Source organism: Nocardia sp. CA-290969 (genome assembly GCF_050936135.1).
GTDB lineage: Bacteria > Actinomycetota > Actinomycetes > Mycobacteriales > Mycobacteriaceae > Nocardia.
In genome coordinates, this window is record NZ_JBNJNJ010000001.1 from 2,088,606 (window position 1) to 2,108,167 (window position 19,562).

The window sequence follows — 19,562 nt, forward strand, 5'->3', positions numbered from 1 at the left end:
GAGTATGCGGTGCTTCGACACACTGTGGGACGAGATCCTGGAGGTCGGCCGCGCCCCGGCGACCGGCGGATACCGCCGGTTCGCCTGGACCGACGCCGATATGACCCTGCGCGAATGGTTCACCGGCTGCGCCGCACAACGCGGCATGCAGGTGGAAGCCGACCGCAACGGAAACCTCTGGGCGTGGTGGCTGCCGCCGGGCTGGACCGGCGATCCCACCGGCGCCTTCGTCACCGGCTCGCATCTGGACTCCGTTCCCGACGGCGGCGCCTACGACGGCCCGCTCGGCGTGGTGAGCGCCTTCGCCGCCGTCGACCTGGTCCGGGAACGCGGGGTCGTCCCGCGCCGCCCGGTGGCGGTGGTCGCGTTCTCCGACGAGGAGGGGGCACGGTTCGGGGTCGCCTGTATCGGTTCCCAGCTGAGCACCGGTGCGCTGGCCCCCGAGCGCGCACTCGGACTCCGCGACTCCGACGGTATTACGCTCGCCGAGGCGCTGCGCGCGGCCGGCCGCGATCCCGGCGGGCTCGGCGCCGACCCGGCGCTGGCCCGGCGGATCGGGGTGTTCGTGGAACTGCACGTCGAACAGGGCCGGGCCCTGGACCTGGTGGACCGCCCGCTGGCGGTGGCCTCCTCGATCTGGCCGCACGGCCGCTGGCTGTTCACCTTCACCGGCGAAGCCAATCACGCCGGTGCCACCCGGCTGGTGGATCGCCGCGATCCGATGCTCAGCTACGCCACCGCGGTGCACACCGCCCGCCACGCCGCGGAACTACACGCCGCGGTCGCCACCTTCGGCAAGCTGAGTGTGCTGCCGAACGGTGCCAATGCCATCGCCTCGGAAATCCGCGCCTGGCTCGACGCCCGGGCCGCCGACGAGCCCACCCTGCGCCGGCTGGTGGCCGAGATCGGCGACCGCACCCGCGCCGACGCGGACGGCAGCGGTATCGGGTTACGGATCGAGGCCGAATCCGTCACGCCCATAGTGGAATTCCCGGCCGATGTGCGCGACCGGGTCAGCGAGGTGCTCGGTCACCTCGGCGACGTCCCGGTCCTGCCCACCGCCGCCGGTCACGACGCGGGCATCCTGTCCGCCGTGGTGCCCACGGCCATGCTCTTCGTCCGCAACCCCACCGGCGTCTCGCATTCCCCGGCCGAATTCGCCCGGCCCACCGATTGCCACCTCGGCGCCGCGGCCCTCGCCGACCTCATGGCGGAATGGACAGTGACGGGGCCGAATCCGCCGGATCCGACCCCCTGACCCTGCTCTGCGACGGGCCCGGACGCACGGCATCCGGGCCTGTTTTCCGGTGTCCGGCCGCTTCCGAGCCGTCTTGCGCAGCTGGTAGCCGAGCGCCGAACTTCCCGCGCCGCCGCCAGAATCGGTCGCCGTGGATCCGGGTGGTACACGGCCGGCGCCGACGGCGCGGAGCCGTCGGCGCCGGGTTCGGGCCGGCTATCCCGCCCGCACAGTCGCCGGTTCGGTGGCCTCCGGCGCGTCCCGCCGGGCCTCCGCTTCCGCGGCGCGGAGGAAGCTCGGGGTATCCGAGGCGCAGGCCAGGCAGATCGCCTGATGCCCGGCGGAGGGGTCGCGGTCCATTTCCACCGCGACATACGAGTCGCCGCAGCGGTGGCAGCGGATCCGGGTTTCCCACGGATCGGCGACCTCGTCCTGCGGGTCGAACGGCCGGTCCAGCGTGAACCAGTGTGGCCGGGAGCGGCGCAGCGCCACCCCGTAGAGCAGCGCGGCGAGCAGGCAGCTCACCGGCGGCGCCCATACCGACCCGGTGCCGCCACCGAAGGCGACCATCGCGATTCCGACGGCCGAGGACACCACCCAGGCACCCAGCCCCGCGGGATTCACCGCCGGCACCCGACCCGGCCGGACCTCCGGTAGCGCCGCCGCACCGCGGTGGACCAGGATATGGGTGAGTGCGATCGCCACCCAGCTGACGATGATCACACCCTGATAGGTGAGGGCCTGCAGAATCCAGGTCAGCACATCGGTCAGCATCATCACGTACACGATCACCGCGGTGACCCCCAGCCAGAACACCCGCGGTAGCGTGATCTTGGCGGCGCGGGCGAAGAAATTCTGGAAATTGGTGGACGCGAGATAGAAGTTGCCGGTGTTGACCCGGGTCTGGCTGGCCACCACCCACAGCAGCCCCCAGATACCCATCATCGACACGATGCCGAGAATCGCCGACTCCTCGTTGAGCGGCCCCGCGATCTCGATCGTGTGGGCGAGGAAGATACCCACCATTCCGTTGACCAGGAGCGTCATCACGTAGAACGGCGTCCCGAAGGTCACCCGGCCGTTGAACACGGCGTCACCGGGCCGGCCGAACCGCGCGAAATCCCAGGCCATCATGGTGACCACCCAGACACCCATGTACACGGTGTAGGCGAACCACCAGCCGGGCACGCCGAGATCGCCGGACCCGGCGGGTTCGTAGGTGAGCCAGTCGTTGCTGTAGCCGTAGCGGGCGATCGCCCACACCACCGAGCCGACGAGGCCGAGCAGATACAGCGGCAGCAACAGGCCGTTGATCTTGTCCAGCCAGGTGTTCACGCCGCGCATCGCCAGCGGCGCCTGGTACAGCACCACGAGCAGACAACAGACGGCCATGGGCAGCGCGGGGAGGTAAGCGTGCAGCGCACTGGCCACGATCGCGCCCTCCGCGACCACGTAGTAGGTGATGGTGATGCCGAACAGCGCCGCCGCGAACGCCGAGCCGACCCGGCCGAACAGTGCGCGGGAGAACAGCGACACACTGGTCCCGGTGCGCGCGGCATACCGGGCCACGATCGAATTGATGGCCCCGTAGCTGACGGCCGACAACGCGATACCGATCAACGTATCCACCGTGCCCACGCTCAGTGTCACGGTACTGCCCACCACCACCCAGAACATGGCGCTCATGAGGCCGAACCACGCCATCGAGACGGACGCGGGCCCGCTGCGCCAGGACAGTGGAACGATATGCAGCGAATAGTCCTCGGCGGCGGCGCGTTCCAGTACTTTCGGATCGTCCTGCGTGGAGACGACGAGATCGGGCAGACCGGGTCTGGGGGAATCGGAAGAGGTCGACATGGGGGTGCTCCCATTCGTGAACGGAATATCGGAATCCGGCCGGGACAGCGCCGTCGCGGCCGGCGAAGGGGCGGGCACGACGCCCGCCCCTGGCAACCGGGCATAGTCGCCCGGCGTGTCAGACCGCCGCGGACTCGGATACGGTCAGCGTGCCCTTGACGTAGTCGACGCTCGGATCGTCGGTCCAATGCACCAGGGTGCGCCGCTGCAACATCCGGCGGAACTGATCGGTGGTGTTCACCAGGACCTCACCGCTACCCCAGTCGAGGATCACCCCGTACTGGCGCACACAGTCCATTTCGTTGATCAGACCGGACCGGTATTCCTCGGCGACCTCCTCCGGTGCCCGCAGCATCCAGTCGTGGCGGTGCCGCCGGATGTACTCCCGTGCTTTCCCGGTGGCCTCGTGGTCGACCTCGTATTCGAAGACCTCGGCGTCGATCTCCCTGATCACCACGCCGTAGTCCTTCTCGGCGCGTTCGATGGTGACGTAGCCGTCGATCACATCCTCGAGCACGGCCGCGATATCACGCCGCAGCGGGTCGCCCAGCCCGCCACCGCCGGCCGACGGCCGGGTGAACTCGTCACCGGATTCGACGGGTACCGCGGCGAAGATCGAACCCAGGTACTGCTGCGATTCCTTACCCTTGTTCAGCCACACTCCGTGCGGGATGGACGGGAGACCACCCCAGAGGCCCCAGGTCACCGAGCGTTCGCGATCGCAGCAATAGGACATCACCGTCTTGCTGCTCGCCCACAGCCGGCCGCCCTTCTCGGCACCGAGACCCCCACGGAACTTGCCCGGACCACCGGAATCCGGCACCAGATCGTGGCAGGAGGTGAGCACCGGCGCGAGGCGTTCCTGGCCTTCGAAGGGCTGGGTGCCGTACTGGACCCCGAACACCGCGGCCGACGCGTTGTAGCCGTCGGCACCGTTACGAGCACCCCAGCCACCCATCATCCAGTCGTACCACATGAAGTTCGGCGATCCGTTCTCCCGTTCGTCGCGGCCGCCGACCAGCAGATATTCCAGGTTGAAGGTGCACGCCATGGCACGCTCGGGCAGGATGTCGGACCAGATCTCGAATACCGAACTCATGATCTTCTCGAACGGCCCGGAACAGAATCCGGCACACGGCGAGGGCCAGTCGGCATTGACCACCGAACCGACCGGCCCCAGATCGGCCGTGACGGCCCGGTAGAAACCGGAGTTCAACGGAATATCGGGGAACTGCATTTTGGTGCCGGCGACGATCCCGGCGAACGAACCGCCGAAACCCGCGTTCATCATCGACGAGATCGAGGCGTGCGATTCACTGAGGTCGTAGTGCACGGTATCGCCGTCGATGGTCATCTTCATGGTGACCGGGATGAGTCCCTCGCCGAGCGCCGGATCCTGGTCGATGTAGTCCTCGGTGTACCAGGTGCCGTCCGGTAGCGCGGCGATCTTCGCCCGGGTCAATTCTTCGACGTAGTCCTGCACCTCGGCCATCGCCGTCTTGACGGTGTCCACACCGTACTTGTCACAGAGCCGCTGGATTTCCCGTTCGGCGACGCGGGTGGCCTCGGCCTGGGCCTGCATATCACCGATGATGTCGCGCGGGTTGCGGGTGTTCTTGGCGATGAGATAGGCGACGTCTTCGAGGAATTCGTCCTTGCTCCACAGGCGGGTCGGAGGAATGCGCAGGCCCTCGCCCATATGGTCGAGCGCCTTCACGTTGAACGAGCCCGGGGTCGCGCCGCCCACATCGGCCCAGTGGCCGTTGGCCTGCGCGTAGCCGAGTAGTTCGCCCTGATAGTAGATCGGGCGGATGATCCGGGTGTCGTTGAAATGGCTGCCGCCCTCGTAGACGTCGTTGATGACGAATACGTCGCCCGGATGGATATCGCCGGCGAACTGCCGGATCACCGCTTTCGCGGTGTAGTGCAGGGTGCCCACATGCGCCGCGATATCGCCTGTTCCCTGCATGACGGTATTGCCCTCGGTATCGCAGAGCGCCGAGGAGAAATCGCGGGAATAGATGACGAAGGAATAGCAGGTGCGCAGGATCTGCTCGGCCATCTGGTCGACCGTGCTGATGAACGCGTTCTTGAGGACTTCGAAGGTCACCGGGTCCAATGATGTCGCCATTGTCTGTACCTTTTCGAGTTGGATTGCTGCGAGCGAGATTTCAGGCCGAGTAGGTGAGGATCAGATTTCCCCATTCGTCGACCCGGGCGGTCGTTTGCGGCGGGACGACCGTGGTGGAGTCCAGTTGGTCGACGATGCACGGGCCTTGCAGAACGGCGCCCGGCGGTAGTTCGGCCCGGTCGTACACGGGGGTCTCCAGGCGCGCGGTCTCGTCCGGGAACAGCACCCGCCGGACCTCGGTGGCCGTCGGCGTGAACTCGGCGGGGTCGATGAGCTGCGCCGGCTCGGCCTGTGGTTTGGGCGTGACACCGATCGCGCGCACGGAGAGCCGGTAGATCTCCACGCCCGCGGTCTCGTCGGCGTAGTTGTGCTCCTTCAGATGATTGGCATGGAAGGTGGCCACCACGTCGTCGAGACCGGTCAGCGGCAGGGTCACCGGTACCGCGATGGCCCGCCACTGGCCCATGTACCTGGTGTCGACGTAGCACTCGAACACCATGTCCTCGTCGGCGACATGCTCGGCGGCCAGCCGTTCGCGACCCCGGGCCTGCAACCGGCGCAGCGCCTCGGACAGCTGCCGCGGATCGACATCGGCGGCATCGGCGAGATACATCTGAGTGAGGTCGTGCTGGACATCGACCAGCATGCAGCCCATGGCCGAGGTGACACCGGGGTGCGGGGGAATGATCACCGACGGAATTCCGAGATCCTTGGCCAGGTACGCCGCGTGCAACGGTCCGGCACCCCCGAAACCGACCAGCGCGAAATCGCGCGGATCATGTCCCTTGCGAATGGAGATGAGCCGGATGGCGTCGGCCATATTGGCATTGGCAACCTTGATGATCGATTGCGCGGCCGTTTCGATATCCAATCCGAGCGGTGCGGCGACTTTCTCGACCGCCGCGCGCGCCAGCGATTCGTCGAGCTCGCGGACACCGCCGGCGAGTTTCTTTCCGACTGTTCCCAGAATGAGGTTCGCGTCGGTATTGGTGGCCAGTTCACCGGACATGCCGTAGCAGGCGGGTCCCGGTTCCGAACCCGCCGATTGCGGGCCGTTGCGCAGCGAGCCGGCGTCGTCGAGCCACGAGATCGACCCGCCGCCCGCGCCGATGGTCAGGACTTCGATACTGGGGAAGCAGATGGGATAGCCGAATTCCACGCTCCACCGGTTGGTGGTGCCCAGGACACCGTTGTCGGTGAGCGAGACATCGGTCGACGTGCCACCCATATCGAAGCCGATGGAGTTCTCGAAGCCGCAGGTGCGCGCGATATGGCGGCTGGCGATGGCGCCCGCCGCGATACCGGAGGCGGCCAGCCGAGCACCGTACTTCTCCGCCATCTTCGGCGTCATCACCCCGCCACCGGAGTGCAGCAGCAGGACATCGTTGGCGTAACCGCTTTCGCTGAGCCGATCCTCCAGGGTCCGGGCGTAGGGGCCGATGATCGGCACCAGTGCGGCATTGGCGACGGTGGTCGAGAACCGTTCGTACTCGAAGATCTCCGGGTGTACATCGCTGGAGGTGGTCACCGATACGCCGGGCAGTTCCTCGGCGAGGATCTCGGCCATCCGCTCCTCGTTCTCGGGATTGGTGAACGAGTTGACGAAACACACCGCGACCGCCGCCACCTCGCGGCGCCGCAGGATCCGGGCGATATCGCGAGCCTGATCCTCGTCCAGCGGCTGCAGTACCTCGCCGTCGTAGCCGATCCGCTCCCGGACGGTCAGCCGGTGCCGGCGGGGAACGAACGGCGGCGCCACTTCCTGATAAGGGTCCCAGGATTCGCGGTCGCCGCGGCGGATCTCGATCACATCGCGGAACCCCTCGGTGGTCACCAGTGCGATCCGGGGGAAGTTACGCGTGATGAGCGCGTTGGTCGCGATGGTCGTTCCGTGCGAGAAGAACTCCACATCCGCCCAATCCACGCCGGCCTGTTCCATGCCGGCCAATACGCCCTCGATCGGGTCGCTCTGGGTGGGGTATTTGGCGGTGCTGATCCGGCCGTCACCGTGTTGTACGAAAACGTCGGTGAATGTTCCGCCGATATCGACCGCGGTACGGATCCGCTGTCGGGTGGTGCCGATGGCTTCGGTCATCTCGCCTCCTCGGGCTGTCTCGCCTAGCGGAATTCACGAAACCCGCCGGCGGGGGCCCACGGCAATTGGCTCATCGGCCAACCGGACTGCCGCGCGTATTGGAGATCGGTACGAGTCCGGAGCGGAAATTACAGCCCCGAACTGCCCGTATCGCTTCCCGCGACAGGTAACGGCCACGTATCCGACATCGGGACGAGATATGTGGTCACCGGATCGAAACAGGCCGGGCCGGTGCCGGAACGGGCTGTGCTCCTGCGCTGGGCGGCCACCGGGGCAGGCCGTAGAGTGGCCCTCATCGGACCAGGACACCGCCGGGTGAGAGGAGCGTCGGGTGTGAAGATCGGCATGCTCTACTCGCTCAGCGGCGCGCAATCCGAAATGGAGCGCTCGATTCTGGACGGGGCCCTGCTCGCCGTGCACGAAGTGAATACCACCGGCGGTATCCGGGGCGAAGAACTGCGCGTAGCGGTATTCGACGACGGCTCCGACGTCTCGGCGACCGCCGGCGGTATCGACCGGCTGTGCCGGGACGAATCGGTCGATGTCGTCGTCGGCGGGTACACCTCGGCCAGCCGGGTCCAGATGATTCCGGCGGTCCATGCCAACCGGACGTTGCTCATGTACCCCACATACTTCGAGGGCGAAGAAACCGACAGCCGGGTCTTCTATTGCGGTGCGGCCCCCAACCAGTACCTCGAGGACTATCTGTCCTGGATCGCGGACCATCTCGGCCGCCGGGTGTACATCCTGGGCTCGGACTATATCTATCCGCGCGTCCTGGCCGACGCGATCCGGCGGATCGGGGCGCGCTGGTCGGTGACGATCTCCGGGGTGTGGCACGCCCCGCTGGGCGAAACCGATTTCTCGGCGGTGCTCGCCGATATCGAACAGAAAAACCCGGCGGTGATCATCAGCAATCTGGTCGGTGTGGATTCCACCGCCGCGTTCTACGCACAATTCCACGGGGCCGGATTCACCGCCGCGCGTCTGCCCATTGCGGCCACCGTCACCACGGCCGTCGATCTCGCCCATATGCCGGCCGAGGTCAGCGACGGGCATTTCATGGTCGCCAGCTATTTCGCGGGGCTGGAATCCGCGGAGAACCAGGCGTATCGGGCGGCGATGAACACGGTGCGCGGGCAGCGGCGAACCCATTCCGCCCAGGTCGGGGCCTACAACGCCGTCCACGCCCTGCGGCTGGCCGCCGAACAGGCGCGTTCCGCCGACCCCGCCGATATCTCCGACGCGCTGCTGGGCATCCGGTTCGAGGGCAGCCCGGAGGGAATTCCCTTCTACTTCCGCGGTGACCACTACAGCACCCATCCGGCTTATGTGGGCCGGGCATCGGACGGCGAATACGAAGTGGTGGAACAATTCTCGCCGCGCCTGCCCGATCCGTGGTGGTCCGGGAGCCGGCAGCTATCGGTCTCCGGATAATTCGCGCAGGCACAGGGCCAGGTAGAAATCCACCCGGTCGGCGGTGGAGTGGACGCCGCGCCCGGTGAGCCGCTCGATACGGGCGAGCCGGTACCTGAGGGTGTTGATATGGATGCCCAATTCCGCGGCGGTGGCACCGAGTTGCCCGTCGAGAGCCAGGAAGGTCCGCAGCGTATCCAGGTAACGCGACCCTTTCTCGCTGTCGTACTCGACCACCGCCTGCAGCAGCGCCCGGTGCAGTGTGCGCGCGGTCTCCGGTTCGGCCGCCAGGAGCGTCGCCGCCAGTGGGGTCGGCAGGGGTATCCGGCGATCATCGGACCGCCCCGCCCGGGCGGTACGGTCGGCCCACTGCCGCGCGTCGACGAGCCCGCGCACGAGGTCGGCGCTACCGCGGACCACCAGCGTGCTCGTGCCGATCGCCAGGGTCGCACCGTAGCGGTGGGTGAACAGCGTGGTCAGCACCTCGATCGCGTGGTCGAACGCGCTGGGGACGCCGGCATTCCCGGATTCGCCGGCGCCGAGCACGATCAGTGCGTAAGCACAGTGGTCGTGCGCGCCGGCGATACCGGCCCCGCTGCCGCACAGTGCGAGGTCACGCAGGGCCGCGACGAGCGGCCGGGGGTCGTCGGCGGGTTCCGGAACCGCGGCCACGGCACGAACCCGGGTACCCGGACCTACCCCGAGCGAGCGTGCCCAGGGATCGAGCGCCGCGGCGGTCACGGACGCATCGATCAACTCCCGGATCAACGCGTTCTCCGAGTCGCGCCGCGCCGCGCGCTCCACCTCGATCGACCGGGCGTGCGCATCGAGTTCCCGGACCAGCCCGGCGACCGTCTGCGGGTTCAGCGCCACCCGTTGCGGATTGGCCACGACGAGCGCATGACCCGATTCGGGCAGTTCGAGGTGCAGTGCCGGAGCCGACCGCGGAAAGCGCTGCGGCACCACAGGTTCCCGTGACAGCAAGGTGGTCAGCAGTTTCGTTTCCAACGGATCGGCGCCCGAGATCACGCAACCGTCCATGACCAGGCCGGCGGTGGTGCCGGTCGTCCGGGTGAAACGCCCGAGCGTGCCGCGTACGGCCGCGATCCCGGTCTCGCGGGCGGTCTCGGTGTCTTGCGAGCCGGTCGGTAACGCATGCGTCAGCTGCGCGAACGATCCGTCCTTGGGCAGCAGGTACACCGGAAGGACCTGGCGGACACAGGCGGCGACGAATTCCGGCGGGAGGTTCCGGTCGTCGTTGTCGACCACCACCGCCACACCACCCGCCGCCCGGAGCTCCGCGGCCAGCGATTCGGCGCCGGGGACCGCGGGCCACCGCTGTGACGAAACGTAGAACAGGCTTCCCGGTCCGACGGCCGGTGGGACCGCGGGATCGAACTCGTGCAGCCCGGTGACCACGGCGCGATGGGCGCGGTCGGCCGGGCCGGGGGTGAGGCAGCGCAGCCCGGCACGCAGGGCGAACGTACCGAGTGTCGCCATACAACTCCCTCCGGGCCCGGGTCTGCGCATCCGGTGTGCTGCCTCGGCGGACATGTCGACCGGGGTGCGACCGGAAGCGGATCCACCATGAAGTGCACCTCGCTGTGTACGGTGGCCGCGATATCGGCGATGCTGTCCGGCCGGGGGCGTCGTCCCGGCCCCACCATCTGCGGTCAGCGTAGATCACCGGCGGACCGGATGGTCGGCCGAGCCGCACGCCGGCGTCCGCGCCCGGCCGGCGAAAGCCCGTGTGCCGCGCGCCGGCGCAGTACCGGACCGGGCGGGGGAGATGGTGGCGGCCGTCGTCGAAATCCGCGGTGGCGCCGTGCCGAGTTCCGGAAGACCCGTCGCGGCCGAAGGGCCGGTTGCCGACCCGGTGACAAAGGCCGAACGGCTCGGATGTGAACTGCCGCCGGATTCGGGTATCCGGTCGCGGAGACCCACTGGAGGTGGTTTGCATATGGGCGAATACGGTGGCCCCGAACGCGATACGGTCCGGCCGGTAGACCCCGTCGATCCTGTGGATCCCGGTATTCCGGTGGATCCGGCGACCGCGGTGAACCCGGCCGATCCGATGATGCCGAGGCCCGTGATCGACGAGAAGCCGATGCGGACCTGGCTGTGGCCGACACTGCTGATCTTCGGGTTCGTCGTCGGGGTGGCGCTGCTGGTCATGATCGTGGTGAGTTCGGCGGATTTCGGCGATGAGCCCGCGCGGGTGACGCCGACGCCGGGGTCGTGCCAGCCGTTCTGCACGAATACCGGTGCGCCGCCCGCACCCTGACCCCCGCCCGGTGGGCTTTCCGCCTGGGCGTGCCTCTCGATTCCAGGGCCCTGGACGAAACTGTTCTACCTGTTCAGAGGAGTTTCGGGGCCATCGCTGCCAGATACCGCCCATCCGGATCCAGCACCGGATCCGAATGTGAAACAACAGCATCTCTTTCTTTCATGGAAGGTGATCGATGGGCAGCGGTAAGCACAGAGCACTGAGTCCGCGGCGGCAGAAGATGGGGTCGCTGATGGTGGCGGGGGCGGTTCCCGTCGTTCTCGCCATGGTCGGTAACGGCACCGCGAGCGCCGAACCCGGCCGGTACACCGCGGTGAGTCCGGCCGGCCACGATGATTCCGCGCCGCACACTGCCGCCGGTGCGGCGCCGGCCGGCGAATCCGAGGTGCCCGGGCAGCCGGACGAGGAGGCGCGGTGGCCAAACGCCGAAGTCCCGAATGTGCGCCCGTATCACGGCGTCCGCATCCCGGACGACACACTGAGTTCGTTGCAGTGGGCGCGGCCCGTACCGGACAGCGACTACCTGTCGCCGGTGGAAAACCTGCACGGACCCGTCCCGGTATCGCCGGTGCCGCCGATCGCGCCGCCGCCCGGTGTCCTGCGATTCGGCGATGTCCGGGTGGACGCACCGGAATGGCTGCCCAGGGAGCAGGCGATCCAGCTCAACGACGGTGCCGCGACGACCGAGGCCGAACTGGCGACCTTCCTGGACTCGGTCGGGATGGAACGCACCCGGTCGGACCGGGTGGCGGGCCAGACTCTCGGCGCGGCGGCTCTCGGTGCGGCCGCCGGGGCCGCGGTGGCCGCACCGTTCGCACTCGTCGGCGCGGGTGTGGGCGGGGCGCTCGGACTGGCGATCGGGCTGCCGTTCGCGCCGATCGGGCTCGGCGCGGCACCGCTGGGCGCGGCCTATGGGGCGGCGCTCATGGCCGCCCCGCTCGCGGCGGTCGGTGCCGGCATCGGTGCCGGTGTCGGTGCCGCGCATGCGCTGAGTGCACCACCGCGAGCCGTCGGTCCGGCGCCGGACACCGGCGCGCGGACCGTGCTCGCGAGCTGAACCCGCGGCCGGGTCAGGCCGGATGCGGGAGGCTGGTGAGGGCGCGCACGGCGTCGGCCAGCGGGATCATCCGCTCGGACTGCTCGGCCAGCAGGCCCATCTCGATGTACTGACGGATCAGGATGGACGGTGTGACTCCGTGTTCGGCGGCCTTGCGCCGGACCCGGTCGCGCATCTCCGGGGTCCATTTGAACGAGGTGGCCACCATGCCCTGTTCGATCCGGTCCGTGGTCGGCGGCAGGGCCGGCAGCGGTGCGGCATCGTCGTAGACGAGCCCGTCCAGGAAATCCACGGCAGCCTCCGGGGACCGGGGGTAGCCGGGGTCCGGTTCCTTATTGTTCTTCATCTCGGGTCGCCTCCCATGCGGTGTATTCGGCGAGTTGGTGGGGGCGCATCGGACTCGCCAGCAGAATCTGCCACCGGGCGTCGGCCCGCAGCCGGCGCAGCAGCACGATCAGGGCGCGACCCTCATCGGTCCGGCCCCAGACGGTCGCGGCGGGCAGTCCCTCGCGGCTCGTTGCGGCCCGGGGCCACCGCCGCGGTGAATACAGCACCTCCAATACTTCCCAGGGCTCGATTCCGCTGCGGTGGAGTAGTTCGTACGCGCCTATCCACCATTCGTATTGCCCGTGACCCACGGACCCCACGATAATACCTCGGTATTACCCTCGGGGCCCAGAGGCGGTTGCGCGGGTCACGCACCCGCAATTCCCGGGCGACCCGAGGTGGACGATCAGCCGGCCTGGGGGACGGGTGTGTTGTGGCGCGCGGCGACCCACCAGACGCCGCCCTCGCGGACAAGTACGTACAGCGCCACCATGGCCGGATCCTTGTCGATGAGTTCGCCCTCGGCGGTTACCGCGCGGGCGGTTTTGTGTGCGATCGCGATATCCGGGCGGAGGAAGACGATATCGGCGACCTCGTACCGTACGTACTCGTCTTGCAGGAAGCCGGCCAGGCCCCGTCGGGCGGCGTCGAGAAGCGCATCGCGGCCGGTGATCACCGTGCCCACCGCGTTCCCGGCCGCGGCGTTCGCGGTGAACCCGCTGACCATCAGTTCGGCATCGTTGGTGTTGTAGCCGGTCTCGACATCGGCGATCAACTGCTCGATCGCGGCGATATCGCCGGTGTGGTCGACGGTCGTGTCTTCGACCACCGGGGGCCGGGTAGTTGCTGTGCTCATGGCATCAGTTTCGAACCTCGACATAAGTTGAGGTCAAGCTGTGGCCGGTGTGCCGCTCGTCTCGAACCCGGGGCGTACCGGAAAAATCAGCGCAACCGGACCACGGCGGTGGCGCGGCCGAAGATCCGGCGGCCCTGGTGACGGGCGGTGAGGGCGATCGTCGCGGTGCGCTCCAGCGGATCGACCGACTTGACCTTGCCGCTGAACTCGACCTCGGCGCCCTCCCGGGTCACGTAGACCGGACTGGTGAGCCGGACCGCGTACTCGCACACCGCGCCCGGGTCGCCGAGCCAGGAGGTCACGTAGCCGGCGCCGAGACCGATCGACAGCATGCCGTGTGCGACCGGGGCTTGCAGTTCGACGCGGCCGGCCACCTCGGCGCTCCAGTGGATCGGATTGGGGTCGCCGGATACACCGGCGTAGTTCACCAAGTCGCCGATCGTGAGCTGCGCTGTGCGGGAAGGTAACTCGTCACCGGCCCGGACGGAATCGAAATCGCGGACGAAACCACTGACCGGCGGCGCGGTCGCCGGCGAGGCGGGCGATGCCGCTGCCGGTGCGTTGCGTTCCCGCGGCGGGGGACCGGGCCGTTCGGTGCCCTGCCGGAAACCGTGCATGAGGACACCCGCATCGAGATCACCGAGGTCCGGTCCGGCACCGCTGCGACCGACCACGCCGATCTGGGAGACCAGCACCAGCGCGCCGTGCTGATCGGTGACCACGGTCTCGAATGTGATGAGATCGCCGCCGAAGGCGTGCCGTACCGATTCGAGGTGAACCTCGTAGGACAGGGCGTCGCCGGCGCGGATCGGCCGGTGGTAGCGGACCACCTGATCGGTCTGCATGATCTGGCTCAGGTCGTAGCCGGTGAGCACGGACTCGAACATTTCGGTCTGCGCCAGATAGCCGGGCACGGAGAAGAACGTGAGCGGGGCGATCAGTCCGTCGTGTCCGTAGTCGGCGGCGGCGCCCTCGGACCAGTGGACCGGATGATGGTCCTGGACCGCGCGGGCGTATTCACGGATCTTCTCCCGGCCGACCACGTAGTGATCACGCATCCGATACCGCAAGCCCACCGGGAGCCCCTTCGTGACCACCTGAGTGCCGGAAGTGCCTTCGGCGGAAAGGGTTACCTCGTTCTGCCCCATGCTGGAAAACCTTACCGATCGTTCTTCCGGATTGCTGAGCGACTGCCTTGCATTCGGTGGTGAGGGCCGTCACCCGGACCTCGCCCGGGTATCACCCGATACTCGCCGAGAGGTCCGGCAGCATTCGCACCGCCTGATCGGCCCAGTTGTTCCAGGCGTGGATACCGAGAGCGGGGAAGTCGTAGTGCACATTGCGCGCACCCAGGGTCGCCATCCGGACCTGGAAGGCCCGGGTGTTCACCAGCGCCAGCGCCTCCAGTCCCATACCGTTGACGGTGCCCACGGTCGGGCCGTCGCCCGCGGTGGGCAACCCACTGGCCGCCGACACCCACAGCCGGGTGTTGTTGGCGACGAGCCGGGGCGCGGCCACGAACGGGTCGATACGCAGCCATTTCGGATCCCACGGGGCGGCCATCGAATCCACGTTGTAGCCACCGGCATCGATCATCGCCACCCGGATCGCCTCGCGCATACCGGGCGCGGAGATGTTCAGGTAGCCGGAATAGGAGCCGGCGAAACTGAATCGGTCCGGATGGAGCGCGGCCAGGGTGAGGGCGGCGCTACCGCCCATGGACAGGCCGAAGACCCCGTTGCGCTGGGTCGCGAAGCCCAGCCGGTCGCGCAGTGCGGCGGGGAGCTCCCGGGCCAGGAAGGTCTCCCATTTGTAGGTGTAGGACTTACCGGGCCCCTCCGCCAGCACCTGCAATCCGCCGGAGCCCGAGGCCGAACCCGAGGACGAGCCGTTCCCCGACCCGGTCCCCGGCGGTATCCCGGCGAAGGTGCTGGGTGCGTTCCAGTCGGTGTAGAAACTGGACCGGCCGCCGACCGGCATCACCACGTTGATATTCCATTTGGTGAATTCCCGCACGATATCGGTATCGATTTCCCAGCCGCTGAGGTCTTCGCGGGCTCGCATACCGTCCAGCGCGTAGACGACGCGTGAGGTGTTGCCGTCGGCGGCCCGGAACACCCGGCTCTTGATCGGGCCCATACTGCCGTCGACCCAGAAATCGATACCCGCGGGATCGAACGCGGCCCGCGCGGCAGGGGCGCCGCCGGAAACGAGGGAAACCGCCTGGATCAATACGGCGAGCGCGGCCAGGGCCGGCCAGAAACGACGGCGGCCGCGGACGGCGGAGATCGCCGGTGACAAACGCATGAGAGAACAGGGCCTTTCGTCCGGTGAGCAGATCGGGTGCGTGGCCGGCTGTCGCCGTCCACGCATTTCCCGACCGGTGCCGAACATCGCGTGGCCCCGCCACGGCATCGGCATACCGAACACTCTGTCGTATCCGGAAAGGGTCCTGTTACCCGTTTGTGATCTTTCACGCGCCGGGGCCAGGCCGACTATGACCGGGTCCGATCGGCACGCCCCGCCGGTATGGCCGGTGGTCTCCGGCCGCTATTTGTGCGCCTTCTTGTACGCCTCGAGCACGTCGGCGGAGATCCGGCCCCGAGCCGAAACGTCCATACCGTTCTTCCGTGCCCACTCCCGGATCGCCTGGGTCTGCCTGCTGTCGGTCGCGGCCTGGGCGGGCTTTTTACCCTTGGTGGCCCGGCCACCGACCCGGCGCGCGTGCGCGGCCCATTCGCCGACGATATCGCGCAGTTTCTCGGCGTTACGTGCGGAAAGATCGATTTCGTAGGTGACACCGTCCAGCGCGAGGGTGACGGTCTCCTCCGCCGGGGACGTTCCGTCGTAGTCGTCGACCAGCTCAACGATGACCTTGCGCGCCATGCATTCCTCCGAAAAGTGGGCAGATTATCCGGATAATCGTAGCGATATACGCCCGCGCACCCGAATCGGAGTCATCCGGGCGGCATCGCAATCCCCCTGGGCGAGTAGGGGTCTGCACGGTCGGTCCGGGGCGCGGCGTTCAGGACCGGACGAAACGGCGGATCTCCGCGACCACGACTTCCGGTTCGGTGAGCGGGACGTAATGAGCCGAGCCGTGGGCTACTACGTGACGGCCGGTGGGGCCCGCCGCGCGGTGCGCATGGGCATCGTTGACGGCAGCCCGGATCCGCGCGTTCATCCCGTCGCCCGCCCGGCCACCGGAGATCACGGTCACCGGGATGTCACCGAGCGCGGGCGGCGACTCGCGCCAGGCCGCGAGTTCGTCCAGAAAGGTACGTGCCTGCGCCGCCTGGGTCCGGACTGTCTGCGGGGTGAACGCTTCGCGTTCCAGATCCGCCCGTATCTCGTCCGGTACGGCATCGAGCATCCGGCCGTACAGCCGGCGCAGCAGGCCGAGCCGGGCGAGGGCGCCGTTCACGCCGATGGCCAGTCGTTCGGCTCGGCGGAAGGTACGGCCGAACAGTATCCCGGCGGCCTCGTCGGTGGGGTCGACCAGCACCAGTCCCGCGATCCGGTCCGGCCGGCGCGAGGCCGCCAGGCGCGCGACGACACCGCCGGCACTGTGCCCGGTGAGAACGACCGGGCCGGGGCCCAGATGGTCCAGGACGTCGAGCAGATCGCCGGCCATGCGATCGAGGGTGCGGCCGGCCGGGTCCGCGGGGCTACGGCCCAGGCCCGCCCGGTCGTAGACCACGGCGCGGGCGAAACGGCCGACCGCGGGCTGCACCAGGCCCCATGACGAGCGAGTGGCGGCGGCCCCGGCCTCGAAGACGACAACCGGAGCCTCGGCCCGCTCCGGGCCGGGCAGGATCATGGCGTGCAGCCGGCGTCCGTCGCGGGTGGTGACCCATTCCGAAACGCCCTGGATGTGCTGATCCGGCCCGTATGCGGCGTCGATATCGGGCATGCGGCTTCCCCTCGTTCTGTCGCGCCCCGTACCCCCGGCGGTTGCCCATCGCGAAGTGGGAGTCGCCCGCCGTGCCTGTGACGGTAGCAGCAGTGTGCAGTCCCCGCCGCGGTGGGAGCGGCCGGGATTCCGGCGTATTCGCGGAGCCGAATCGGCGCGGCGGTGCCCGGAATACCGCGGGACGCGGCAGTCGCCCGGGAGACGCGGTCGAGTTGATCGGCACGGGGACGACGGGTCCCGGTGAGGGTCTGCCGTTTCTCGTCTGGGCGCTGCGCGATGCCGGCGGCGGCCGGGCCGCCGGGTCGTGACGGCGCCGCACGAAACGTGGGCGCTCGGGTCGGACCGGGGCCGGTGCGGGTGGCCCCGGGTCGTGGCGGCCGATCGCCTAGCCGACCCGGGTGGTGTGGAATTCCCGGAAGGCACGCAGCGTGTCCTGCGGCGCTTCCAACTGCGGATAGTGGCCCACCGCGGGCAGCTCCACCACATCGGGCTCGTCGACCAATTGCCGGTATCGGCGCACCATCCGAGCCCCGGACACCGGATCGCGCAGACCATCGATCACCCGCACCGGAACCTGAGGATGGACCAGCGCGCCCACCCAGCGCTGCCGGTGGGTGCGCCGTTCGGCCATGTACCCCATCAGCTTGTGGCCGTTGCGCTTCCCGTGCTTGCTGCACCACAACAGCCAGAAGCGGTGCATCTCGTCCGGGTCCGGTTTGCTGTCCGGTCCAAACACCGCGGCGAGACTGTGCGCGAAGGTGTCCTCGGTCCCGAACCGGCCGACCAGCGGGCCGAGCGGGCTCGCCAGCAGCCGCTGGATGGGCCGTGGCCGATGTGACTCCGGGAAGAGGCCGCCGTTGAGCAGGCATACCGAGTCGATCATCAGGGACCGGTCGCCGGCGGTACGGCGTTCGGCATCGCGGGCCAGCAGTTCCTGAGCGACGGTATCGCCGTAGTCGTGGGCCAGGACATGGAACCGTTCGATGCCCTGTTCGCGCAGCAGTTGTTCGCACAGATCGGCCTGATCGGCGATCGTGTAGTCGTAGTGCTGCGGTTTGGCCGACCAGCCGAAGCCGATGAAATCCGGGGCGAGCACCCGGGCGAACTGTTCGCACAACTGCGGCCAGATCACATGCCAATCCCAGGACGCCGTCGGAAAGCCGTGCAGGCACAATAGTGCCCCGGCGGAACCGGTTCCGCCGGGGCGCCAGAAGATCTGGTGTCCGCGATGGGTGAAACGCTGCCCGTTCGACCGCCAGCTCGCAAACTCGTCCATGGTCCCAGCATGCCCCGCGCCGGCCCCGGGGTCGAGGAGGTTCGGGGCGCGTCGGCGGTGCCGGCCGCCGCCGATTTCGCCGGCGCGACGCGGGGCTCGTGCACGGCCCGCCGCGGGGTCGCGGCGCCCGGTCTCCAGTAGGGTCGTTGCGCACCGTTCGAGGACAACCGAAACGAGCCAGGAGGCCCGCCGTGCGGATCGGCATACTGCTCAGTGAACGCACCGGAAGCGACGCGCTGCGTGCGCTGACCGATGATCTGCGCCGGACGGCCGACGAAGGATTCCACTCGGCTTGGATGTCGCATATCTTCGGGGTCGACGCGCTCACCGCGCTCGCTGTGGCGGGCAGCCAGGTGCCGGATATCGAACTCGGGACCGCCGTGGTGCCCACCTACCCGCGGCATCCGGGGGCGTTGGCCCAGCAGGTGCGCACGACCGCCCTGGCCGTGGGCCCGGACCGCCTGACTCTGGGCATCGGCCTGTCCCACCGCGTCGTCATCGAGAACATGTTCGGGTACGGGTTCGAGCGTCCCGCCCGCCACATGCGTGAATACCTGTCGATTCTGGAGCCGCTGTTGCAACGGCAGCCGGTGTCCTACACGGGGGAAACCCTGACCGGAAACCTGGAGCTCGGGATACCCGACGAGGGCCGGATCCCGGTGCTGCTGGCCGCCATGGGCACGCAGATGCTGCGGCTGGCCGGGCGGCGCGCCGACGGAACCGTGCTCTGGATGACGGGGCCGGCCACGATCCGCGACCATATCGCGCCGACCATCACCGCGGCCGCCACGGAGGCCGGACGGGCGCCGGCCCGGATCGTCTGCTCCCTGCCGGTGCTCGTCACCGACGATGTCGAGGGCGCGCGGGAACGTGCCGCGCGCACCTTCGCCATGTACGGCACGCTCCCGTCCTACCGGGCGATGATGGATCGCGAGGGTGCGGCCGGGCCGGCGGATCTGGCCATCATCGGGTCGGCGGATCAGGTCGCCGCGCGTGTGCGGGAGGTATTCGCCGCGGGCGCCACCGATTTCGTCGCCTCGATCTTCGCCGGCGGCGCGGACGCGCAGCGCACCCGCGCCCTGCTGGCCGGAATGATCGGCTGACCGGTGC

17 protein-coding genes are annotated in these 19,562 nt (G+C 68.6%); 5 read left to right on the forward strand and 12 right to left on the reverse strand.

Annotation, left to right across the window (positions count from 1 at the left end; all coding sequences use genetic code 11):
* Window positions 1-4 precede the first annotated feature (4 nt).
* Window positions 5-1,258: an allantoate amidohydrolase gene (locus ACQEVO_RS09785; RefSeq protein ID WP_432922519.1), complete on the forward strand. Its 1,254-nt coding sequence runs from the start codon at window positions 5-7 to the stop codon at window positions 1,256-1,258.
* A 195-nt stretch (window positions 1,259-1,453) separates the two neighbouring features.
* Here ACQEVO_RS09785 and ACQEVO_RS09790 read toward each other — a convergent pair whose 3' ends face one another.
* The 3 genes from ACQEVO_RS09790 to ACQEVO_RS09800 all read right to left on the reverse strand — a co-directional run bounded on the left by ACQEVO_RS09790 (window position 1,454) and on the right by ACQEVO_RS09800 (window position 7,320).
* A complete protein-coding gene (locus ACQEVO_RS09790; protein ID WP_432911208.1) occupies window positions 1,454-3,094 on the reverse strand; it encodes a purine-cytosine permease family protein in 1,641 nt (546 codons plus the stop codon).
* A 118-nt stretch (window positions 3,095-3,212) separates the two neighbouring features.
* Complete coding sequence (locus ACQEVO_RS09795) at window positions 3,213-5,225, reverse strand: hydantoinase B/oxoprolinase family protein (RefSeq protein ID WP_432911210.1); 2,013 nt, start codon at window positions 5,223-5,225, stop codon at window positions 3,213-3,215.
* A gap of 40 nt (window positions 5,226-5,265) precedes the next feature.
* On the reverse strand, window positions 5,266-7,320 hold the full coding sequence (locus ACQEVO_RS09800) for a hydantoinase/oxoprolinase family protein (protein WP_432911212.1): 2,055 nt from the start codon (window positions 7,318-7,320) through the stop codon (window positions 5,266-5,268).
* Window positions 7,321-7,653: 333 nt separating this feature from the next.
* Between ACQEVO_RS09800 and ACQEVO_RS09805 the strand changes: the two genes are divergently transcribed.
* Window positions 7,654-8,757 carry a transporter substrate-binding protein gene (locus ACQEVO_RS09805; RefSeq protein WP_432911215.1) on the forward strand — a complete coding sequence of 368 codons (1,104 nt, stop codon included), beginning with the start codon at window positions 7,654-7,656 and terminating at the stop codon, window positions 8,755-8,757.
* Here the strand turns inward: ACQEVO_RS09805 and ACQEVO_RS09810 are convergent.
* On the reverse strand, window positions 8,740-10,236 hold the full coding sequence (locus ACQEVO_RS09810; RefSeq protein WP_432911217.1) for a PucR family transcriptional regulator: 1,497 nt from the start codon (window positions 10,234-10,236) through the stop codon (window positions 8,740-8,742). The two genes, ACQEVO_RS09805 and ACQEVO_RS09810, sit on opposite strands and share 18 nt — an antisense overlap.
* 460 nt (window positions 10,237-10,696) lie before the next feature.
* Between ACQEVO_RS09810 and ACQEVO_RS09815 the strand changes: the two genes are divergently transcribed.
* Window positions 10,697-11,020, forward strand: a complete 324-nt coding sequence (locus tag ACQEVO_RS09815; protein WP_432911219.1) for a hypothetical protein — start codon at window positions 10,697-10,699, stop codon at window positions 11,018-11,020.
* 178 nt (window positions 11,021-11,198) lie between these two features.
* Complete coding sequence (locus ACQEVO_RS09820) at window positions 11,199-12,080, forward strand: hypothetical protein (protein ID WP_432911221.1); 882 nt, start codon at window positions 11,199-11,201, stop codon at window positions 12,078-12,080.
* Between the two features lie 13 nt (window positions 12,081-12,093).
* On the opposite strand, the gene ACQEVO_RS09825 is transcribed toward ACQEVO_RS09820, so the two are convergent.
* The 8 genes from ACQEVO_RS09825 to ACQEVO_RS09860 all read right to left on the reverse strand — a co-directional run bounded on the left by ACQEVO_RS09825 (window position 12,094) and on the right by ACQEVO_RS09860 (window position 18,452).
* Window positions 12,094-12,426: a hypothetical protein gene (locus ACQEVO_RS09825; protein WP_432911223.1), complete on the reverse strand. Its 333-nt coding sequence runs from the start codon at window positions 12,424-12,426 to the stop codon at window positions 12,094-12,096.
* A complete protein-coding gene (locus ACQEVO_RS09830; RefSeq protein ID WP_432911226.1) occupies window positions 12,413-12,718 on the reverse strand; it encodes a hypothetical protein in 306 nt (101 codons plus the stop codon). Before ACQEVO_RS09830 ends, ACQEVO_RS09825 begins: the two co-directional genes overlap by 14 nt.
* Before the next feature lie 95 nt (window positions 12,719-12,813).
* Window positions 12,814-13,263, reverse strand: coding sequence for an SgcJ/EcaC family oxidoreductase (locus tag ACQEVO_RS09835; RefSeq protein ID WP_432911229.1), 450 nt, complete (start codon window positions 13,261-13,263; stop codon window positions 12,814-12,816).
* A gap of 86 nt (window positions 13,264-13,349) precedes the next feature.
* Complete coding sequence (locus tag ACQEVO_RS09840) at window positions 13,350-14,411, reverse strand: fused (3R)-hydroxyacyl-ACP dehydratase subunits HadA/HadB (protein WP_432911231.1); 1,062 nt, start codon at window positions 14,409-14,411, stop codon at window positions 13,350-13,352.
* Window positions 14,412-14,502: 91 nt separating this feature from the next.
* Entirely contained in the window at window positions 14,503-15,570 is a 1,068-nt protein-coding gene (locus tag ACQEVO_RS09845) for an alpha/beta hydrolase (protein WP_432911233.1), read from the reverse strand.
* Between the two features lie 243 nt (window positions 15,571-15,813).
* Window positions 15,814-16,149, reverse strand: a complete 336-nt coding sequence (locus ACQEVO_RS09850) for a histone-like nucleoid-structuring protein Lsr2 (RefSeq protein ID WP_432911235.1) — start codon at window positions 16,147-16,149, stop codon at window positions 15,814-15,816.
* A 139-nt stretch (window positions 16,150-16,288) separates the two neighbouring features.
* On the reverse strand, window positions 16,289-17,176 hold the full coding sequence (locus ACQEVO_RS09855; RefSeq protein WP_432911236.1) for an alpha/beta fold hydrolase: 888 nt from the start codon (window positions 17,174-17,176) through the stop codon (window positions 16,289-16,291).
* Window positions 17,177-17,561: 385 nt separating this feature from the next.
* On the reverse strand, window positions 17,562-18,452 hold the full coding sequence (locus ACQEVO_RS09860) for an alpha/beta fold hydrolase (protein WP_432911239.1): 891 nt from the start codon (window positions 18,450-18,452) through the stop codon (window positions 17,562-17,564).
* A 191-nt stretch (window positions 18,453-18,643) separates the two neighbouring features.
* Between ACQEVO_RS09860 and ACQEVO_RS09865 the strand changes: the two genes are divergently transcribed.
* Window positions 18,644-19,555 carry an LLM class F420-dependent oxidoreductase gene (locus ACQEVO_RS09865; protein ID WP_432911242.1) on the forward strand — a complete coding sequence of 304 codons (912 nt, stop codon included), beginning with the start codon at window positions 18,644-18,646 and terminating at the stop codon, window positions 19,553-19,555.
* The last annotated feature ends 7 nt before the right edge of the window (window positions 19,556-19,562 follow it).